Source organism: Micromonospora sp. KC721 (assembly GCF_004348355.1).
In the GTDB taxonomy this organism is placed as follows: domain Bacteria; phylum Actinomycetota; class Actinomycetes; order Mycobacteriales; family Micromonosporaceae; genus Micromonospora.
In genome coordinates this window covers 1-19,591 of record NZ_SMJY01000051.1, presented here as the reverse complement: position 1 = coordinate 19,591, position 19,591 = coordinate 1, and the positions used below count along the sequence as shown (strand labels likewise).

The following is a 19,591-nucleotide window of genomic DNA, read 5'->3' as shown; positions in this document are numbered from 1 at the left end:
AACATGTCGTGGTGCAGATGGAACGACTGGTCCGGTGGCCGGACGCGCTACGGGAGGTGTCGACGGCCCGGCTCGTCTCGGTCGCCGGCCACCTCGTCGACCAGCAGTTGGGGCGCTACCTGACGGAGCGGCACGGGTTGAGCCTCGCCGGCGTCCGGGTGCTGTTCGTCCTGGCCCGGACGGAGCCGGCGACCCACCGCGAGGTGGCCGAGCTGTGCTTCGTCCGGCCCGCGACCCTGACCGGCATCGTGGACACCCTGGAGCGCGACGGCTTCGTCAGTCGTCGGCGAGGTGCCGCCGATCGACGGTCGGTGCAGCTCATGCTGACCGACAAGGGCCGGGAGCACGTGCGACAACTCACCGACCTGATGCACCGGGACGATCCGCTCACCTCCGTCGACGCCGACCCGGCGAAGAAGGCCGTGATCCGGACGTTCCTGACCGAGTTGATCACGAAGATGTCCGACGGGGAGGACAGCATTTTGCATTCACGCATCCAGGATCCGGGCGAAACCGCACCGGGAGGCAGCCGGTGCTGACCCGACTGCTGCGCGACTTCCTGCAGCCGTACCACCGGCCACTGCTGGCGGTGGTGCTGTTCCAGTTCGTCGGCACGATGGCCTCGCTCTACCTGCCGAGTCTCAACGCCGACATCATCGACCTCGGTGTGGCCCGGGGCGACACCGACTACATCCTGCGCACCGGCGGCTGGATGCTGCTGGTCAGCCTGGTACAGATCGTCTGCTCGGTGGCGGCCGTCTACTTCGGCGCGCGCACCGCGATGGCCTTCGGCCGGGACGTCCGGGCCGAGGTCTTCGGACAGGTCAACCGCTTCTCCGCCCGCGAGGTGGCCCGCTTCGGCGCACCCTCGCTGATCACCCGCAACACCAACGACGTGCAGCAGGTGCAGATGCTCGTGCTGATGAGCTGCACCATGCTGGTCGCCGCGCCGATCATGAGCATCGGCGGCGTGGTGATGGCGCTTCGGGAGGACGTGGGACTCTCCTGGCTGCTGCTGGTCAGCGTACCGGTGCTGGCGATCGCGCTCGGGCTGGTCATCCGGCGGATGGTGCCGGGCTTCCGGCTGATGCAGACCCGGATCGACACGGTCAACCGGGTGCTGCGCGAGCAGATCACCGGAATCCGGGTGGTCCGCGCGTTCGTCCGAGAGCCGTACGAGACGGACCGCTTCGCGGTGGCCAACACCGACCTGACGGCGACGGCCCTGCGGGTCGGCCGGCTCCAGGCACTGATCTTCCCGATCGTGATGCTGATCCTCAACGTCTCCAGCGTCGCGGTCCTGTGGTTCGGCGCGGCCCGGGTGGACGCCGGCGAGATCCAGGTCGGCGCGCTGACCGCGTTCCTGCAGTACCTGATGCAGATCCTAATGGCCGTCATGATGGCGACCTTCATGCTGATGATGGTGCCGCGCGCCGCGGTCTGCGCCGAACGGATCGTCGAGGTGCTGGACACCGACTCCTCGGTGGTGCCACCGGCCAGGCCGGTGACCCGGGTCGAGCACCGGGGTGAGCTGGAGCTGCGGGACGTCTCCTTCCAGTACCCGGGGGCCAGCGCGCCGGTGCTGCGCGGCATCTCGTTCCGCGCCGCGCCCGGGCGGACCACCGCGATCATCGGCGCCACCGGCGCCGGCAAGACCACCCTGCTCAGCCTGGTCCCCCGCCTGGTCGACCCGACCGCCGGCGCGGTGCTGGTGGACGGGGTGGACGTCCGTGAGCTGGCGCCCGACGAGCTGTGGCGGCGGATCGGGCTGGTGCCGCAGCGGCCGTACCTGTTCACCGGCACGGTCGCCAGCAACCTGCGGTACGGCAACCCGGACGCCACCGACCAGGAACTGTGGGCGGCACTGGAGATCGCCCAGGCCCGCGACTTCGTCGCGCAGATGTCCGAGGGCCTGGCCGCCCCGATCGCGCAGGGCGGCACGAACGTCTCCGGTGGGCAGCGGCAGCGGCTCGCCATCGCCCGCGCACTGGTCCGCAGGCCGGAGATCTACCTGTTCGACGACTCGTTCTCGGCGCTCGACCTCGGCACCGACGCCCGACTGCGGGCGGCACTGCGGCCGGTCACCGCGGACGCGGCGGTGGTGATCGTGGCCCAGCGGGTCTCCACGATCGTCGACGCCGACCAGATCATTGTGCTGGAGGACGGGGGCGTCGTCGGAATGGGACGACACGAGGAACTGCTGGACACCTGCCCGACGTACGCCGAGATCGTGGCGTCCCAGCAGACGGCGGAGGTGACGGCATGAGCGCCGTACCGCAGCAGAAGCCGACCGCCCCGGCGCAGACGCCGAAGCGGCTGCCGCCGGGCCGGGGAAGCGGCGGACCGCCGTGGATGGGCGCCGGCATGCCGGTGGAGAAATCGCTGAACTTCGGGCCGTCCACCCGCCGGCTGCTGGGCCGGCTGCGACCGCACCGGCTGCACCTGGCGGCGATCGTCGGCCTGGCGGTGGCCAGCGTCGCCGCCACCGTGACCGGCCCGAAGATCCTCGGCCACGCCACCGACATCATCTTCGCCGGGGTGATCGGGCGGCAGCTGCCCTCCGGGAGCACGATCGAACAGGCGGTGGCGGGAGCCCGGGCCGCGGGCAACGAGAACTTCGCCGACATGCTGGCCCGGATGGACGTGGTGCCCGGCGTGGGCATCGACTTCACCGCGTTGGGCCGTACGCTGGCCCTCGCCGTCGTGCTCTACCTGGGCGCGAGCCTGCTGATGTGGTGGCAGGGCTGGCTGCTCAACGGCGTCGTGCAGGCCACCGTGCTGCGGCTGCGCGCCGAGGTGGAGGAGAAGCTGCACCGGCTGCCGCTGCCCTACTTCGACCGGCAGCCCCGCGGCGAGCTGCTCAGCAGGGTCACCAACGACATCGACAACATCTCGCAGACCCTCTCGCAGACCCTGAGCCAACTGCTCACCTCGCTGCTCACCGTGGTCGGTGTCCTGGCGATGATGTTCTGGATCTCGCCGCTGCTGGCCCTGGTCGCTCTGGTGGCGGTGCCGTTGTCGGTGGTGGTGACCGCCCAGATCGCCAAGCGCTCCCAGCGCAGGTTCATCGCCCAGTGGACCCACACCGGCGAGCTGAATGGCCATGTCGAGGAGGCGTTCACCGGCCACGAGTTGGTGAAGGTCTTCGGGCGGCAACGCGAGGTGGAGGCGACCTTCCACGCCAAGAACGAGGAGCTGTTCCGGGCCAGCTTCGGCGCGCAGTTCATCTCCGGGATCATCATGCCGGCGATGTTCTTCATCGGGAACCTCAGCTACGTGGCGATCGCCGTGGTCGGCGGGCTGCGGGTGGCGTCCGGTTCGATGAGCCTCGGCGACGTGCAGGCGTTCATCCAGTACTCCCGGCAGTTCACCCAGCCGCTCACCCAGGTCGCGTCGATGGCCAACCTGCTCCAGTCCGGCATCGCCTCGGCCGAGCGGGTGTTCGCGGTGCTCGACGCCGAGGAGCAGAGCCGCGATCCGGAGCCGCCGGCCCGGGTCACCGAACCACGTGGCCGGGTCGAGTTCGCCCACGTCTCCTTCCGGTACGACCCGGACAAGCCGCTCATCGAGGACCTGTCGTTGGTCGCCGAGCCCGGCCACACCGTGGCGATCGTCGGTCCCACCGGTGCCGGCAAGACCACCCTGGTCAACCTGATCCTGCGTTTCTACGAGCTGGACGCCGGACGAATCACCCTCGACGGGGTGGACGTCACCACGCTGCGCCGGGACGACCTGCGCGGCCGGATCGGCATGGTGCTGCAGGACACCTGGTTGTTCGGCGGCACCATCCGGGACAACATCGCCTACGGGCGGCCCGACGCGACGGAGGAGGAGATCCTCGCCGCCGCCCGGGCCACCTTCGTGGACCGGTTCGTCCGAAGCCTGCCCGACGGGTACGACACCGTGATCGACGAGGAGGGCAGCAACGTCAGCGCCGGCGAGAAGCAGCTCATCACCATCGCCCGGGCATTCCTGGCCGAGCCGTCGCTGCTCATCCTCGACGAGGCGACCAGCTCGGTGGACACCCGCACCGAGGTGCTGCTCCAGCGGGCGATGGCGGCGCTGCGCTCGGAGCGGACCAGCTTTGTCATCGCGCACCGGCTCTCCACGATCCGCGACGCCGACCTGATCCTGATGATGGAGAACGGCCGAATCGTGGAGCAGGGCACCCACGAGCAGTTGCTCGCCGCCAAGGGCGCCTACCACCGGCTCTACCGCTCGCAGTTCACCGGCGCGCTGGTGGACGAGGAGGAGACCGGGGCGACATCGGAGCCGGCGACGCTACCGGGCTGAGCCGGCGCTGAGGAGCCGGGGTCCGCCGACCCCGGCTCCTCGGCCCGATTCCGCGCAGGCCGCCGGTCCACGAGTCCAGGCCGGCTGCTCAGCCCGCTGCAAGCAGGTTGGGCGACCGCGCGGCGACCACCGCGCCGATCAGCCCGAGCGCGTCCGGCACCGGCATCGGGTCCAGCCCGCGGCCGTCACGGAGCCGCAGCGCGACCGCGTCGGCGGCGGCCTCCCGGGCGCCGATCACCCCGACGTACGGCATCTTGCGCCGGGCCGCGTCGCGGATCCGGGCACCCAGTGAGCCGGCGTGGTCGACCTCGACCCGCAGCCCGGCGTCGAGCGCCCGGCGGGCCACCCGCTCCGCCGCCTCGGCCTGGGCCCCGTCGACCGGCAGCACCACCAGCTGCACCGGGGCGTACCAGGGCGGGAAGGCGCCCTGGTGCACCTCGATCAGGTACGCGAACAGCCGTTCCATGCTGCCCACCAGACTGCGGTGCACCATCACCGGCCGCCGTCGAACCCCGTCCGAGTCGGTGTACGACAGATCGAAGCGCTCCGGTTTGTCGAAGTCGAGCTGCACCGTGGAGATGGTCGACTCCCGCCCGGCGGCGTCGACGATCTGGATGTCGATCTTCGGGCCGTAGAAGGCGGCCTCCCCCGGGGCCTCGGTGAAGTCCACCCCGTCGAGCGCGGCGCGCAGCAACGCCTCGGCCCGCGCCCACTCGGCGTCGTCCCCGACGTACTTCTCCCCCGGGCCGCGCAGCGACAGCCGGAACCCGGCCGGGCGGACGCCGAGCGCGGCGTGCGCCGCGCCGATGAGCCGCAGAATCTCCCGCACCTCCTCGCCCACCTGCTCCAGAGCGCTGAAGTTGTGCGCGTCGTTCAGCGAGATGGCGCGGACCCGGGACAGCCCGCCGAGCACCCCGGAGCGTTCCGCCCGGTACATGCCGCCCAGTTCGGCGACGCGCAGCGGCAGCTCCCGGTAGGAACGGCCCCGGGCCCGCCACACCAGGGCGTGGTGCGGGCAGAGCGCCGGACGCAGCACGAACTCGTCGTCGGCGGAGAGCCGCATCGGCGGGAACATGTCGTCGGCGAAGTAGCCGAGGTGCCCGGAGCGGACGAACAGCTCCCGTTTGCCCAGTGGCGGCGAGTACACGTGCTGATAGCCGGCCCGGCGCTCCAGGTCACGGACGTACTCCTCGACGGCGTGCCGGGCGGCGGCACCGGCCGGCAGCCAGATCGGCAAGCCGGCCCCGGCGAGCGGGTCGGAGACGAACAGGTCCAGCTCGCGGCCGAGCCTGCGGTGGTCGATCATGTCGCGCTCCTTGATCGGGGTACGCCCCGCCAGCGACCCGACCTGGGAACGCCACGAGGCCCCGGGCGGATCGCCCGGGGCCTCGTCGACGAAAACGTCAGTGCGGCACGCCGGGATCTCCCGGCGTCGTGGTCACCACCGCACTGCACATGCCCCCACCGTACGACCGAGACCTTCCCGGAGGCGACCGGGTTTCCGCCCCGCCCGAGGCAGCCGGCACAAATTGCGGCAACCGGTGCTGACAAATCCACGGGAAGCCGCAGAGTGGCGCGAATCGCGCACCGGATGGTGTCCGAAGTGGCTGGGGGCCAGAGTGGGCCGCCGGCACGGGACCTGCCGGCGGCCCACGGCGGCCCGGTCATCGGGAACGGGGGGCCCGACGTGCGTGGGCCGCGCGTCGACAACGGTACGCCGACCGGCACCCATCCGCCCTCCCCCGCAGGTGGGCACCGAGTCCGTGCCACTGGCCGACGTCGGTTCGAGGAGCATCTGATCGCACTGGAGGATGCGGAACATTTTCTCCGGAACTGTTCCGGGACGTTCCCTGATCCGTCTCGGGTGCCGGTGGCGACAGGCTGGGGGCATGCGTGAGAATCGGGCCCACGGCCTGCTGGCCCTCGGCGGGATCGCCCTGGCGGCGCTGCTCGCCGTGATCGGTCACCTGAACGGCAACGACGATCTGAACCCGTGGTTGCTGACCGTCAGCGACTTCGCCGTCTCCGACCGGGGTGGGGTCGTCGACGCCGCCATGGCGGTGCTCGCCGCCGCCACCGCGGTGCTGCTCCCGGCCCTGTGGCGCACCGGCCCGGGACCGGCGCCCGGCAGGCCGGTAGCCGCTGGCCGCCGCCCGTCCGCCGCCACCGCCCTCCTGCTGACCTGGGCAGCCGGGCTGGTCATCGCCGCCGTCGCCCCCACCAACCAACCGGGTACGCCGATGGACGCCGCCGCCCACGTGCACCGGTACGCCTCGGTGCTCGCCTTCCTCGCCCTGCCGGTCGCCGGCTGGCTGCTCGCCGGCCACCTGGGCGGACGCGCCGGGGGTTGGCTCCGCGTCCTGGCCCCGACCAGCCTGTTGCTGGCCGGGGCGATGGTCTGGGCCGCTTACCCCGGGGGCGGGGCGCTGGTCGGCCTGGCCGAGCGGCTGCTCATCCTCGCGGAGGTCGCGCTGCTCGCCGTGGTCGCGGCCACCCTGGCCCGCCAGCAGCCCGCCGGGGTGGCGGCTCACTCCAGTTCGTGCAGCATGAGCTGACGGGCCGCCTCGGTGATCGAACCCGACAGGCTCGGGTAGATGGTGATGGTCTGGGCCAGTTCGTTGACGGTGAGGTTGTTCTCCACCGCCATGGTGATGGGCAGGATCAGCTCGCTCGCCTTGGGCGCGACGACCACCCCGCCGATGACCTGGCCGCTGGCCGGCCGGCAGAACAGCTTCACGAAGCCGTCGGCCAGGTCGTCCATCTTCGCCCGGGCGTTGCCCGACAGCGGCAACATCACCTGGCGGCCCGGGGTCTTGCCGGCGTCCATCTCGTCCTGGGAGACACCGACGGTTGCCAACTCCGGGTCGGTGAACACGTTCGCCGCGACGGTACGCAGCCGCAGCGGGCGCACCGCCTCGCCGAGCGCGTGCCACATCGCGATCCGGCCCTGCATGGCGGCGACGCTGGCCAGCGGCAGCACCCCGGTGCAGTCACCGGCGGCGTAGATGCCGGGCACGTTGGTACGCGACACCCGGTCCACGGTGACGTAGCCGCCCCGGGCCAGCTCGACGCCGTACTCCGCCAGCCCGAGGTCGGCGGTGTTCGGGATGGAACCGACGGCGATCAGCGCGTGCGAGCCGTACACGGTGCGGCCGTCGGAGAGCTGGACCTCGACGCCGTCATCGGTCCGCCGGACGGCGTCCGCCCGCGAGTTGTTCAGGATGCTCATGCCCCGGCTGCGGAAGACCTGCTCGATGGCCATCGCCGCGTCGGCGTCCTCGTGCGGCATCACCCGGTCCCGGCTGGAGACCAGGGTGACCTGGACGCCCATGGCCAGGTAGGCGCTGGCGAACTCGGCGCCGGTGACGCCGGAGCCGACCACGATCAGGTGCTCGGGCAGCTCGGGCAGGTCGTACACCTGCCGCCAGGTGAGGATGCGCTCGCCGTCCGGGACGGCGGTGGGCAGCTGGCGCGGGGTGGCGCCGGTGGCGACCAGCACCGTCGAGGCGGCGATGGAGTACTCCCCGCCGCCGTCGGCGGGGGTGACGATCACCCGGTGGGTGTGGCCGAGGGTGTCCTCGCCCAGCCGGGCGGTCCCGGCGACGAAGGTGACCCCGGCCTTCACCAGCTTGGTGTGGATGTCGGCGGACTGGGCCAGGGCCAGCCGCTTCACCCGCTGGTGGACCGCGCGGGCGTCGACCGTCACCGCCTCCAGCCCGTCGGAGTGCACGCCGAACGCCTCGGTGTCCCGGTAGCCGGTGACCACCTCCGAGCTGGCGATGAAGGTCTTCGACGGCACACAGTCGGAGAGCACGCAGGCGCCGCCGGCCCCCTCGGCCTCCACCACGGTCACGTCCGCGTCCAGTTGCGCGGCGACCAGGGCCGCCTCGTAGCCGGCCGGCCCGCCGCCGATGATCACGATCCGGCTCACAACGCTCGCCCTTCGTCAGTGGTCACAGTGACTTTCTTCTCCCCAACGTGTCCGACACGCACCGTCGTATTCTCCCCCAACCGTCCGCCGGGCTATCGTCATCGCCGTGCGTCACTACGCCGCCTACGGCTCAAACCTGGACCCCGCCCGGATGCGTGCCTACTGTCCGCACTCGCCCATGGTGGGCACCGGCTGGCTGGAGGGCTGGCGGCTCACCTTCGCGGGCGAGGGCGTGATCGGCTGGGAGGGTTCCGTCAGCACCGTCGTGGAGTCCCCGGGTGACCGGGTCTTCGTGGCGCTGTACGACATCCACCCGTACGACGCCGCGCAGCTCGACGAGATCGAGGGTGTGACCGCCGGCACGTACCGCAAGCTGCACGTCCGCGTCTCGACCCTGGACGGGGACGTGACCGCGTGGATCTACGTCTTCGACGGGTACGAGGGTGGCCTGCCGACCTCGTGGTACCTGTCGGAGATCGCGAACGCGGCGGAGAAGGCGGGCGCGCCCGACGACTACGTCAGCGAGCTGCGGTCCCGCCCCACCGGCACCGCGTCGGCGTAGCGACTGTCGCACGCCCCCAGTCTGCTACCGGGGCCCACGGCGTCCGCCGCCGGCCCCGGCGGACGTCGCACGTCACACACCGGCGGCGGGGACGCTGCGCTCGTACATGTCGGTCCACCGCTGCTCCTGCAGCCCCACCGATCGGTAGAGGGTCGCCGGCGAGGTCGGGTTGGTCAGGTCGACACCCAGCCCGGCGGAGGTGCGGCCCTTGGCCGCGTAGACCGTGAAGGCCCGCCACAGCAGCGCCGCGCCCACCCCGCGCCGCCGGTACGCGGGCAGCACCGACAGGGTGCGTACCCAGCCGGCGTCCTGGCCGAGATCCTGGTCGGAGGACTGGAGCGCGCCGGCCGGCACGCCGTCGACCTCGGCGAGGAACCACTCGTCCCAGACCTTGCCGTAGCTGGGCAGCGCCTCCCGCCACCGGTCGAAGTCCAGCGGCTCGTAGTCCGGGGTGTCCCGGAAGGCGGTGTCGTAGATCCGGTGGAACTCCCGCAGGTCCGCCTCGTCGTCGGCGCGCAGCGTCCGCACCGTCACCCCGGGCGGGAGTGGCGGCTCGGCGGGCAGGTCGACGAGCGGGCGGGCCATCCGCACGTACCGTTTCACCCGGGTGAAGCCGGACTCGACCAGTTCTTCGGCCCAGCGGGCCTCGGGGGCGAACGCCGCCGCGCGGACGGTCAGCGCGGGCAGGCCGCGCTCGCTGGCCCGTTCGGCGACCCGGTCGAGCACCCGGGCGAGCAGCGCCGCACGAACCGGGGCGGCCCGCTCGGGATCGACGTACACGTCGAGGAACTCCCGCCCGACGCCGGTCGGATTGTCGATCAACGTCCAGCCGACGATCCGCCCGTCGGGGTCACTGACCAGCCAGGAGTCGTGGGCCGGGTCGAAGAAGGGGGCGGTGAGGAAGGACCGGACGTCCTCGGCGTCGAAGTCCGGGTAGCCGATGGCGAAGGTGTCCGCGGCGTGCACCACGGCGAGGATCGCCGGAACGTCGTCGAGGGTGGGGCGGCGGGCGGTCCAGCCGGCGGGGAGCGTCACGGCACGCATCCTGGCAGGCGGGCGGGCCGGGCGCCGCTCATTTATCGCCGGTCGAGGCAGCGTCGCCGCCCGGCTGCGACTCGCCGCGGCGTCCCGCGTGCTGATCGTAGGCATTTGTCCTCGCGCGAGGCCCGCACCGGCCCTTACCGCCACCACGGCCGGTCACTGATCGGCGGCCCGCAGCCCGGCCCGGGTGGCGGCGAGCAGTTCCACCAGCTCCGCGCCCTCCCCCGGTCGCAGCACCCGGAACGCCGCCGACACCAGCCGGTCGGTCATCGCCTCGGCCCAGAGCCGCCGCCGCACCAGCGGCCCCACCGGCGGGTACGGCGGGGACCAGCCGCAGGCGGTCGCGCCGGCCTCCCCCTCCGGCCCGGCCAGTACCGCCTCCAGCGGTGTCATCCCGCCGGCCCGCACGGCCAGCAGGTACGCGCCGGTGAAGTGCTCACGGAGCAGCAGCAGCCCGGCAGCCGCCCGCGCCCCGGCGGCGTTTTCCGGCACCGGCACCGGCATCGCCCGCCAGGCGGCGAAGAGCGGCATCCCGGTGGCGTCCGCGCCGGCGACGACCCGGTCCAGCAGCGTGGCCAGCCGGGGCGTGCCGGGCAGGTGGTCGAGGTGCTGGGCACCCCAGCGGCAGCACTCGGCGAGGTTGCCGGTGGCCACCTCGATCGGGCGGACCACCCGGGCGGCGGCGTCCCACCCGTCGGCGACGGCCTCCGGCGCGATGAACCCGATCGCGGCGGCGGCCGTCTCGGCGCGGACGTCACCGAGCGCGCCGGCCCGGCCGGTGATGTAGAAGGCCCAGCCGGAGATGCCGAGCAGCCGGGCCCGACGCAGGGTGCCGGGGCAGCGGCTGAACGCCTCCCCCAGTTCGAGCACGGCCGGTTTGCTGGCGGTCGCCACCTGTTCCGGGGTCATCGACACCGTCCGTTGAACGCATCCATCGCGCTCAGTCTGCCTCGCCGTCGTCGTCGGCGGCATCCTCCTCTTCGGCGTCCAACGCCTCGATCGCCGCCTGCACCTCGCCGGTGCGGCGCCGGGCCGCGGTGAGCGTGCGTTCCGCGCCGCGCCGGGCCAGCTTCGACCGGCTCAGCTCCTGCTCGGCGACGGCCCGGCGGCGTTCCAGTTCGGCCAGTTCGGCCTCGATCCGGTCGAGGGTGGCGGCGTTGTCCCGCTCGGCCACCGCCGCGCCGTCCAGCTCACGTTCCGCCCGCTGCTGCTCGGTGTGCGCCGACGCCAACTCCCGGTCCAGCGCCCGCCGCCGTCTGGCCCGCTCGGCCCGCTCGGCCCGCACCGCCGCCCGCTGGTCGCGGGCACGCCGCGCGTCACCGGTGTCGGTCTCCTTCTCCGGTACGCCGGCCGCCTCCTCCCCGGTGGGAACGAGCCGCAGTTGAGGGCGGGGCACCTCGCCGAACCCGGCATAGTGCGCCGCCCGCAGCAGTTGTCCGGAGCGCACCTGCTCGGCCACTTCGGCGTCGGCGAGCGCGGCGTGCAGGGTGGACTCCACCTCGGCCAGCGGCAGCCGGGCCGCCGCGGGCGCGCCCGGGGTCCTGGCCGCGATCCGGCGCACCTCGGTGACCAGGGCAGCGACCACGGCACGCCGCTGGGCGGAAAGTTCCCGCAGTTTCGGCCCCTTCAGGTCACGCTGGGCGGTGCGCAGCGCCTCGGCGAGCTGGGTCAGGTCGGCGACCAGCTCGGGGCGTTCCAGGGCGAGCAGGTTGACCAGCCAGGCCGCCACCGTGGGGCGTTTCAGTCGGGCGATCCGGCGGGCGCCGGCGGGGTCACCGGCTCGCCGGGCCTCGGCGACGGCGGCGTCGCGGGCGGCGACGAACTTGTCCGGCGGCGTACGGTACAGCCGCTGGACCACCTCGGACGGGAGCGCGGTCACGGTCAGGCGTCGATTCGGGTGCCGGGTTCGAGGCGGTGGTAGTCGGTCCGGGACAGCGCGGCGTACTGACGGTCGAGCACACCGAGGCCGTTGGCGTTGAGCAGCCCGTCGTGCAGGGCGTACGCGCGGCGCGGGGCGACCGCCCGGATGAAGTCGACCACCTCGGCGAACTTCGACCAGGGCGCGTGGATCGGGGCGAAGAGGGTGTCCACCTCGACGTCGGACGGGACGTGCAGCGCGTCGCCGGGGTGGTAGACCCGACCGTCGAGCAGGTAGCCGATGTTCTCCACGACCGGGATGTCGGGATGGATGACGGCGTGCCGGCCGCCGACGGCGCGTACCGGCACGCCGGCGGCGGTGAAGGTGTCGCCGGGCGTGACCGGGGTGAGCGCCTCGGCCGCGTCGCCGAGAACAGCGGCGAGCGACGCCGGGCCGTGCACCGGTACGGCGTTCTTCTCCAGCCGACGGGTGAGCGCCTCGACGTCCACGTGGTCCGGGTGCTCGTGGGTGACGAGGACCACGTCCGCCCCGTCCAACGCCGCCGCCGCGTCGGCGAACACCCCGGGATCGACGACCAGCACCCCACCGTCGTGCTCGACCCGGAGGCAGGAGTGGGGGTACTTGGTGACCTGCATCGTGACTCCTCGATCATCGAATCGTGACGTCCTCGTCGCAGTCTGCCGGAACCGCCGGGTGACCGCGCCGCGTCCCAGCTATCGCCCCGGGTCGGCCGGGGTCGGAAGGACGGAGCGGGGAGCATGGGACGAAGAGGACGGGCCGGCGCCGGATGGGCGCTGGCACTGGCGGTGTCGTTGTTGGTCGGCTGCAGTGCGTCGGATGACTCCGGCGGGACCGAGTCGGCGGCGGGGCGCCCGGCCGGCGACGCGGCCGCGGGTGGGGCCGCCGACGCGCCGGCCGGCCGGGCGGCGGTGGGTGCGGCCGGCGAGCCGGGGTCGGCCGGTGCCGGGGCCCCGGACCTGCGGGTCGACCAGCGGGCGATCGTCTACACCGGAACGCTGCGGGTGCAGGTGGACGACGTGGACGGTTCGGCCCGCAAGGGTGTCGACGCGGCGGCCCGTCGGGCGGTGGCCGCCGCGACCGCGGCCGGCGGATTCGTCGGCGGGGACCAGCGGCGCGGGGTGGACGCCGACGCGGAGGCGGAGCTGGAACTGCGGGTGCCGGCCGCGAGGTTCACCGGGTTCGTGGAGGAGCTGGCCGCCTACGGCCGGCAGCAGCACCGGGAGGTACGGACCCAGGACGTCACCGAGGAGACCGTCGACCTGGACGCCCGGATCGCCACCCAGCGGGCCCGGGTGGACAGCGCCCGCAGGTTGCTCTCCCGGGCCACCTCGATCGGCGATCTGGTGTCGTTGGAGAACGAGGTGGCCCGGCGGGAGGCTGACCTCGCCTCGCTGGAGGCGAGGAAGCGGCGGCTGGCGGACCTGACCGCGCTCTCCACCGTCACGGTCACCTTCGTCGGCGGGGAGGCCGCCACGCCGGACGAGCCGACCGGGACGGGTTTCCTGGTCGGGCTGCGTGCCGGCTGGCAAGCCTTCGTCGCCTCGATGGGCGTCCTGGCGACCGTGTTGGGGGCGCTGCTGCCCTGGCTGCTGGCGCTCGGCGTACCCGTGCTGCTGGTGCTGGCGGTGCGCCGCCGGTGGCGGCGGGCGGCGACGACGGCGGCCGGCGGCCCGCCCGCTTCCGGCGGGCCGCTCTCGGCCGGCTCGGCTACTGACGCGTCGCCGCCAGTGCCTTCAGCGCGGTCTGCACCATGAGCCGTACCCCGGCGGGGATGGCCCGCTCGTCGACGTCAAACGACGCCCGGTGCAGGTCCACGTTGGGCCCGGAACGGCCGACGCCGAGGCGGGCCAACGCGCCGGGGACATGCTCCAGGTACCAGGAGAAGTCCTCGCCGCCCATGCTCTGTGGCGTCTCGGCGATCCCTTCGGGGCCGAGCGCCGCCGCGGTGGCGGCGGTGAGGATCTGGATGGCCCGGCTGTCGTTGCTGACCGGCGGCCGGCCACGCAGGTACTCCAGGTCGACGGTGGCGCCGGTGGGCGCGACGACGTCCCGGACGACCTGAGCGACGATCTTCGGGGCCTGCTCCCAGGTGTCGCGGTCCATCACCCGCAGGGTGCCGGAGGCGTGCGCCTCGGACGGGATGACGTTGTACTGGGTGCCGGCCGAGGCGTGGCCGAAGACCAGCAGCAGCCCGCTGTTGGCCGGTACCCGGCGGCTGACCAGGGCCGGCACCTCGGTGACCAGGCGGCCGAGCGCGTCGACGAGGTCGACGGTCAGGTGCGGACGGGCGGTGTGGCCACCCGGGCCGGTGAGCCGGACGGTGACGTTGTCGGCGGCGGCGGTGATCGGGCCGACCCGCAACCCGACCTTGCCCACCGGCAGGTTCGGGTCGCAGTGGACCGCGAAGATCTGGACCACGTCCTCCAGGCCGCCGGCCTCGATCACCTCCAGCGAGCCGCAGGGCAGGATCTCCTCGGCCGGCTGGAAGATCAACCGGACCCGGCCGTCGAGCTGGCCGGCGTCGGCGAGCTGGGCCAGCAGCATGCCGACGCCGAGCATCACCGTGGTGTGTACGTCGTGACCGCAGGCGTGGCAGACCCCGTCGACCGTGGAGCGGTACGGCACGTCCTTGACGTCGGCCAGCGGCAGCGCGTCGATGTCGGCGCGGAGCGCGATGATCGGCCCGTCCGGGCGACCGTTGATGTCGCAGATGACGCCGTTGCCCTTGGGCAGCAGCCGCGGGTGCAGCCCGGCCAGGGTGAGTTCCCGGGCGATCAGCGCCGCCGTCTCGAACTCCGCACCGGAGAGTTCCGGGTGGGAGTGCAGGTGACGCCGGGTGGCGATGAGTCCGGGTACCCGCAGGGCGAGCAGATGATCCAGGTCGAAGGGCAGGGGCTGGGAACCGGACGGCGCCTCCGGCCAGGACGACGCCAGCGGGCCGCCGTTCGGCAGCGTCAACGCACTCGTCACGTCGAATTCTCGATCACTAGGAATGGATGGATCATCGGGAAGGACAGCAGACAGCCTAGACCTCCGACGGTGACGCTGCGCAACCTCGTTACGGTAGCGATCGGAGCGCACAGCGTCACGTAAGCCCTGGTGGGAGGGCTCGAATATCTGCGGGACAGCAGGTAGATCGCGGTCGAACGCCGTCATCTGCCCCCCACCTCCTACAACGCGTAACCGGTTATTGGCGGTCGCGAAATCGGCTCCGAATTCACGACCGTAACCGAATTGTCGCATTAGTCGCCCGAATCAACCGCTGCTCCGACAATTAGCCGACGACGCACGGCAGCCGGGCGACTCCCGACGGTGACACGCGCGTCCCGTGCCCGGCCGGACACGCTGTCCGTCCGGTTCACCCGTTCGGGTTACCCGCCCGAGTCGGCGGCCACACGCCCCCACCCACCGGTCCGCGTCCGCCGGCAGCGAAGCCGCCGGACCCGGACCGACCAGGGAGCGGTGCCGACCGACCCGTCACGGACGGTAACCCCAGGTCAGAAGCGGTCGCTCGGACGGTAGGTCCCCCAGACCTGCCGCAGCGTCCCGCAGACCTCCCCCACGGTCGCCTTCGCCCGCAGCGCATCCTTCATCGGGTAGAGCACGTTCGCGGTGCCCTCGGCGGCGGCGCGCAATTCGGCCAGGGCCCGCTCGACGGCACCGGTGTCCCGCTCGGCGCGCAGCGTGGCCAACCGCTCGGCCTGGGTCGTCTCGATCGCCGGATCCACCCGCAGCGGCTCGTACGGCTCGTCGTCCTCGACGGTGAACCGATTGAGCCCCACCACCACCCGCTCACCCGAGTCGATCTCCTGGGCGATCCGGTACGCGGACTGTTCGATCTCCCGCTTCTGGAAGCCGGCCTCGATGGCGTCCACCGCCGAGCCGTGGTCGAAGACCCGCCCCATCAGCTCGGTGGCGGCGGCCTCGATCTCCGCGGTCATCGCCTCCACCACGTACGACCCGGCGAACGGGTCGACGGTGGCGGTCAGATCCGTCTCGTACGCGAGCACCTGCTGGGTACGCAGCGCCAGCCGGGCCGCCTTCTCGGTGGGCAGCGCGATCGCCTCGTCGAAGCTGTTGGTGTGCAGCGACTGGGTGCCGCCGAGCACCGCGCCGAGTCCCTGGATCGCCACCCGGACCAGGTTGACCTCGGGTTGCTGCGCGGTCAGCTGCACGCCGGCGGTCTGGGTGTGGAACCGCAACATCATCGACTTCGGGTTCCGCGCGCCGAAGTCGTCGCGCATCAGCCGGGCCCAGATGCGCCGGGCGGCGCGGAACTTGGCGACCTCCTCCAGCAGCGTGGTCCGGGCGACGAAGAAGAACGACAGCCGGGGCGCGAAGTCGTCCACCGCCAGGCCGGCGGCGAGCGCGGCCCGGACGTACTCCATGCCGTTGGCCAGGGTGAACGCGATCTCCTGCGCGGGTGACGCGCCGGCCTCGGCCATGTGGTAGCCGGAGATGGAGATGGTGTTCCACTTCGGCACCTCCGTGCGGCAGTAGCCGAACGTGTCGGCGACCAGCCGCAGTGAGGGCTTCGGCGGGAAGATGTACGTCCCCCGGGCGATGTACTCCTTGAGGATGTCGTTCTGGATGGTGCCGTTGAGCGCCGAACCGGGCACCCCGGACTCCTCCGCGACGAGCTGGTAGAGCAGCAGCAGCACCGAGCCGGGCGCGTTGATCGTCATCGAGGTGGAGACCTTGTCCAGCGGGATGCCGCCGAAGAGCAGCCGCATGTCCTCGATCGAGTCGATGGCCACGCCGACCTTGCCGACCTCGCCGTGCGCGATCGGGTCGTCGGAGTCGTAGCCCATCTGGGTGGGCAGGTCGAAGGCGACGGAAAGACCCATCGTGCCGGCCCGCAGCAGCTGGTGGTACCGCGCGTTGGACTCGGTGGCGGTACCGAAGCCGGCGTACTGCCGCATCGTCCACGGACGGGAGGTGTACATGGTCGGATAGACGCCGCGGGTGTACGGGTACTCGCCCGGCCCACCCAGCCGGGTCTCCAGGTCCGCCGGAAGGTCGGCCGCCGTGTAGACGCCCTTGATGGGGAAGCCGGACTCGCTCGACCGCGGTTCGTTCATTACCGGATGGTAGGACGGCGGGCCGAACCGGTGGGTGAGGGATACCGCACACCCCGGTGGACGCTTGGTGAGCTGCCGCGCACGTACCGTCCGGTAGGCAAACGACCGCCGCGTCGGGTTTCGCATCGGGCGTCGGAACCAGCAAGATAGAGAGGTTGTGTCCCAGCCCCCTCGACTTCCCGGTGGCTTTTCTGTGACTCAGATCCCGACCTGGAGCGGCGGACCAGTGAGTCCCCCCGACGGACGCGCGGCACCCGGCACCACCATCGGTGACCGTTACTCGCTGCGTTCGGCGGTGGGTAACGGCGGCATGGGCACGGTGTGGCGTGCCACAGACACGTTGTTGCGGCGGGACGTCGCGGTCAAGGAGGTGATCCTCCCGCCGGGGCTGGCCCCCAGCGACCGCGACGCGATGTACGAGCGGACCCTGCGCGAGGCGCGGGCCGCCGCGGCCATTCAACACCCGGCCGTGGTCCAGGTGTACGACGTGGTCACCGAGGGTGGCCGGCCGTGGATCGTGATGGAGCTGCTGGACGCGCGCAGCCTCGCCGACATGGTGATCGAGGACGGGCCGGTGGCGCCCCGGGCGGTCGCCAAGATCGGCATCGCGCTGCTCGGCGCGCTGGAGGTGGCGCACGCCAACGGTGTGCTGCATCGCGACGTCAAGCCGGCCAACGTGCTGATCTGCACCGACGGCCGCTGCGTGCTGACCGACTTCGGGGTGGCCCGGATGCCCACCGACGTCCAGCTCACCACCCCCGGCATGGTGCTCGGCTCACCGCACTTCATCTCCCCGGAACGGGCCATGGGGCAGGATTTCGGCCCGCCCAGTGACCTGTTCTCGCTCGGCGTGACGCTGTACACGGCGGTCGAGGGCCGACCGCCGTTCGACAAGGGCGACCCGATCGAGACGATGCACGCCGTGGTCGAGGACCCGCCGGCCACGCCGCAGCGCAGCGGGCCGCTGACGCGGGTGCTGATGGGTCTGCTGGAGAAGGACCCGGGCCGCCGGCTGGACGTGCACACCGCCCGTGCCATGCTCCGCGAGCTGCTGGCCGGGCCGCTGACCAGCACGGCGACGGCGGTGAACTCGGTCACCGACCCGTACGCGGTGGTGCCGGTGCAGCGCCCCTCGAAACCGCCCGCGCTGATCGAGCCGAAGTCGGAGCCGAAGCCCAGCGGGCAGATCGGCGGCCGGGCGATGCTCGCCCCGGGCGAGTCGCTGACCGACCGGCTGGCCGCGCTGCGGCGGGGCGAGAAGCCGAAGCCGGCGGTGGCCACCCCGTCGGCCGGGCTCGACGACACCAGCGCCGACGCGCTGGCCAACCCGTTGGACACGCCGACCGGGGCGATGCCCACGCCGACCGGACCGAAGGGCGGCACGTACGGCAGGGCGGCGGACGCCACCCAACGGATCAGCCCGGACGCCACCCAACGGATCGGCGCCGGCCACCCGGACGCCACCCAACGGATCGGCGCCGGCCACCCGGACGCCACCCAACGGATCGGCGGCGGCAGTGCCGACACCACCCAACGGGTGTACGCGAGCAGCGGCTCGCCCGACGCCACCCAGCCGGTGTACGGGGGTGGCCAGTGGTCGGTGCCCGGCACCGGCCAGCCGTGGACCACGCCGCCGGCCACCCCCACCGCCGGCGCAGGTGGAGCCGTGGACCGGGCGAAGGCGGCCGGCGGGCGGCTGGTCACCACGGTCCGGGGCTGGTCCCGCCGGACGCAGCTCGCGGCGGCCGGTGGCCTGGCCGTGGTGCTGCTGCTCGGCGTACTGGCGCTGGCCGGCGGGGACGACCCGGCACCGCCCACCGCGCAGAAACCCCAGGCGGGCGGGCCGGCCGCCAACGCCCTGCCCGAGATGCAGGAGCACTCGGGCAAGGGCCTGCGGGTTCTGGTCCCCAAGGGTTGGGAGCGTAAGAGCGCGGGCGACTGGGTCGACTATGTCGACCCGGAGGACGCGAGCCGCAAGGTCAGGGTGCTGGTCGAGCGGTTCGGCACCACCTCGAACCGCTGGGCCGAGGTCGCCGAGGACGGGCTCAAGAGCCGGTCGAAGTCGTGCGCCAGGCCGTACGAGCAGGTGTCGATGACCGCGGAGGAGCTGGCTGGTAAGCCGGCGGCGCAGCTCGAGTACACCTGCGGCAACGGCGGGACCAAGCGGCATGGCGTATGGCGCGGGGTCGTGCATGACGGCAAGGCGTACTCGTTCTACCTGACCTCCAACGACGCGAAGTTCGGCGAGAGCAAGCCGATCTTCGACGAGATGGTGCGGTCGTTCCAGCTCACGGCGGCCGGCTGAGCCGAGGCCGCCGGGACGTGGTGATCCGCCGCCGTGCTATCAAGGGGCAATGGCGGCGGAGACCACTGACCTTGACGACCTTCGTGACCAGGCGCGGCGCTGGCTGGACGACGACCCCGACCCGGCCAGCCGGGACGAACTCCGGACGGTGCTCGACGGCTTGCCAGGCACCGCGCCGGAGCTGGCCGACCGGTTCGCCGGGCCGCTGACCTTCGGCACCGCCGGGCTGCGTGGCCCGCTGCGGGCCGGCCCCAACGGCATGAACCTCGCGGTGGTCACCAAAGCCGCGGCCGGGCTGGTGGCCTGGCTCGCCGCTCAGGGCGGCGAGGGTCCGCTGGTGATCGGGTACGACGCCCGGCACGGTTCCCGGGCGTTCGCCGAGCGCACCGCGCAGGTGGCCAGCGGGGCGGGCCGCCCGGCGCTGCTGCTGCCCCGCCCGCTGCCCACCCCGGTGCTGGCGTACGCGGTGCGGCACCTC

The 19,591-nt window shown here is 72.6% G+C and carries 15 protein-coding genes and 1 pseudogene; 8 read left to right on the top strand and 8 right to left on the bottom strand.

Going from position 1 to position 19,591, the window contains the following annotated elements:
- Window positions 1–17 precede the first annotated feature (17 nt).
- Genes E1182_RS11880 through E1182_RS11870 form a run of 3 tightly spaced genes read left to right on the top strand, consistent with a single transcriptional unit; the run spans window position 18 to window position 4,293 of the window.
- The gene (locus E1182_RS11880; protein WP_132264094.1) at window positions 18–539 is read left to right on the top strand and encodes a MarR family winged helix-turn-helix transcriptional regulator; all 522 of its coding nucleotides are present in this window, start codon (window positions 18–20) and stop codon (window positions 537–539) included.
- Complete coding sequence (locus E1182_RS11875) at window positions 533–2,266, top strand: ABC transporter ATP-binding protein (protein WP_132264074.1); 1,734 nt, start codon at window positions 533–535, stop codon at window positions 2,264–2,266. The genes E1182_RS11880 and E1182_RS11875 overlap by 7 nt, the downstream gene beginning before the upstream one ends.
- The gene (locus E1182_RS11870; RefSeq protein ID WP_132264071.1) at window positions 2,263–4,293 is read left to right on the top strand and encodes an ABC transporter ATP-binding protein; all 2,031 of its coding nucleotides are present in this window, start codon (window positions 2,263–2,265) and stop codon (window positions 4,291–4,293) included. Before E1182_RS11875 ends, E1182_RS11870 begins: the two co-directional genes overlap by 4 nt.
- Window positions 4,294–4,381: 88 nt before the next feature.
- Here E1182_RS11870 and thrS read toward each other — a convergent pair whose 3' ends face one another.
- On the bottom strand, window positions 4,382–5,599 hold the full coding sequence (thrS, locus tag E1182_RS11865) for a threonine--tRNA ligase (RefSeq protein ID WP_132264069.1): 1,218 nt from the start codon (window positions 5,597–5,599) through the stop codon (window positions 4,382–4,384).
- Between the two features lie 583 nt (window positions 5,600–6,182).
- Between thrS and E1182_RS11860 the strand changes: the two genes are divergently transcribed.
- Window positions 6,183–6,848, top strand: a complete 666-nt coding sequence (locus E1182_RS11860; protein ID WP_132264067.1) for a DUF998 domain-containing protein — start codon at window positions 6,183–6,185, stop codon at window positions 6,846–6,848.
- Here the strand turns inward: E1182_RS11860 and E1182_RS11855 are convergent.
- Window positions 6,821–8,224, bottom strand: a complete 1,404-nt coding sequence (locus tag E1182_RS11855; protein ID WP_132264065.1) for an NAD(P)H-quinone dehydrogenase — start codon at window positions 8,222–8,224, stop codon at window positions 6,821–6,823. The genes E1182_RS11860 and E1182_RS11855 overlap by 28 nt on opposite strands.
- A 106-nt stretch (window positions 8,225–8,330) precedes the next feature.
- Here E1182_RS11855 and E1182_RS11850 point away from each other — a divergent pair, with 106 nt between their 5' ends.
- Window positions 8,331–8,786, top strand: coding sequence for a gamma-glutamylcyclotransferase (locus E1182_RS11850; protein WP_132264063.1), 456 nt, complete (start codon window positions 8,331–8,333; stop codon window positions 8,784–8,786).
- Window positions 8,787–8,858: 72 nt separating this feature from the next.
- Here E1182_RS11850 and E1182_RS11845 read toward each other — a convergent pair whose 3' ends face one another.
- From E1182_RS11845 to E1182_RS11830, 4 genes are all read right to left on the bottom strand, one after another.
- A complete protein-coding gene (locus E1182_RS11845; protein WP_132264061.1) occupies window positions 8,859–9,821 on the bottom strand; it encodes a GNAT family N-acetyltransferase in 963 nt (320 codons plus the stop codon).
- Between the two features lie 162 nt (window positions 9,822–9,983).
- Window positions 9,984–10,736 carry a hypothetical protein gene (locus E1182_RS11840; RefSeq protein WP_132264058.1) on the bottom strand — a complete coding sequence of 251 codons (753 nt, stop codon included), beginning with the start codon at window positions 10,734–10,736 and terminating at the stop codon, window positions 9,984–9,986.
- Between the two features lie 31 nt (window positions 10,737–10,767).
- Window positions 10,768–11,706, bottom strand: coding sequence for a hypothetical protein (locus tag E1182_RS11835; RefSeq protein WP_132264055.1), 939 nt, complete (start codon window positions 11,704–11,706; stop codon window positions 10,768–10,770).
- Window positions 11,707–11,708: 2 nt separating this feature from the next.
- Complete coding sequence (locus E1182_RS11830) at window positions 11,709–12,341, bottom strand: MBL fold metallo-hydrolase (RefSeq protein WP_132264053.1); 633 nt, start codon at window positions 12,339–12,341, stop codon at window positions 11,709–11,711.
- 123 nt (window positions 12,342–12,464) lie between these two features.
- Between E1182_RS11830 and E1182_RS11825 the strand changes: the two genes are divergently transcribed.
- A complete protein-coding gene (locus tag E1182_RS11825) occupies window positions 12,465–13,481 on the top strand; it encodes a DUF4349 domain-containing protein (protein WP_132264051.1) in 1,017 nt (338 codons plus the stop codon).
- On the opposite strand, the gene E1182_RS11820 is transcribed toward E1182_RS11825, so the two are convergent.
- On the bottom strand, window positions 13,435–14,697 hold the full coding sequence (locus tag E1182_RS11820) for an amidohydrolase (protein ID WP_132264048.1): 1,263 nt from the start codon (window positions 14,695–14,697) through the stop codon (window positions 13,435–13,437). The genes E1182_RS11825 and E1182_RS11820 overlap by 47 nt on opposite strands.
- A gap of 527 nt (window positions 14,698–15,224) precedes the next feature.
- Window positions 15,225–16,808, bottom strand: coding sequence for a methylmalonyl-CoA mutase (locus tag E1182_RS11815; protein ID WP_132264046.1), 1,584 nt, complete (start codon window positions 16,806–16,808; stop codon window positions 15,225–15,227).
- A gap of 193 nt (window positions 16,809–17,001) precedes the next feature.
- Here E1182_RS11815 and E1182_RS11810 point away from each other — a divergent pair, with 193 nt between their 5' ends.
- Both E1182_RS11810 and E1182_RS11805 read left to right on the top strand, forming a co-directional pair.
- A complete protein-coding gene (locus E1182_RS11810) occupies window positions 17,002–19,113 on the top strand; it encodes a serine/threonine-protein kinase (RefSeq protein WP_132264043.1) in 2,112 nt (703 codons plus the stop codon).
- Between the two features lie 49 nt (window positions 19,114–19,162).
- Window positions 19,163–19,591, top strand: a pseudogene (locus E1182_RS11805) (phospho-sugar mutase); the annotation flags it as partial.

What these genes read in the sequence shown, in the direction of transcription:
- E1182_RS11815 (WP_132264046.1), bottom strand. Translation starts at nt 16,808, where the DNA reads ATGAACGAACCGCGGTCGAGCGAGTCCGGCTTCCCCATCAAGGGCGTC.
- E1182_RS11830 (WP_132264053.1), bottom strand. Translation starts at nt 12,341, where the DNA reads ATGCAGGTCACCAAGTACCCCCACTCCTGCCTCCGGGTCGAGCACGAC.
- E1182_RS11860 (WP_132264067.1), top strand. Translation starts at nt 6,183, where the DNA reads ATGCGTGAGAATCGGGCCCACGGCCTGCTGGCCCTCGGCGGGATCGCC.
- E1182_RS11880 (WP_132264094.1), top strand. Translation starts at nt 18, where the DNA reads ATGGAACGACTGGTCCGGTGGCCGGACGCGCTACGGGAGGTGTCGACG.
- E1182_RS11870 (WP_132264071.1), top strand. Translation starts at nt 2,263, where the DNA reads ATGAGCGCCGTACCGCAGCAGAAGCCGACCGCCCCGGCGCAGACGCCG.
- thrS (WP_132264069.1), bottom strand. Translation starts at nt 5,599, where the DNA reads ATGATCGACCACCGCAGGCTCGGCCGCGAGCTGGACCTGTTCGTCTCC.
- E1182_RS11825 (WP_132264051.1), top strand. Translation starts at nt 12,465, where the DNA reads ATGGGACGAAGAGGACGGGCCGGCGCCGGATGGGCGCTGGCACTGGCG.
- E1182_RS11840 (WP_132264058.1), bottom strand. Translation starts at nt 10,736, where the DNA reads ATGACCCCGGAACAGGTGGCGACCGCCAGCAAACCGGCCGTGCTCGAA.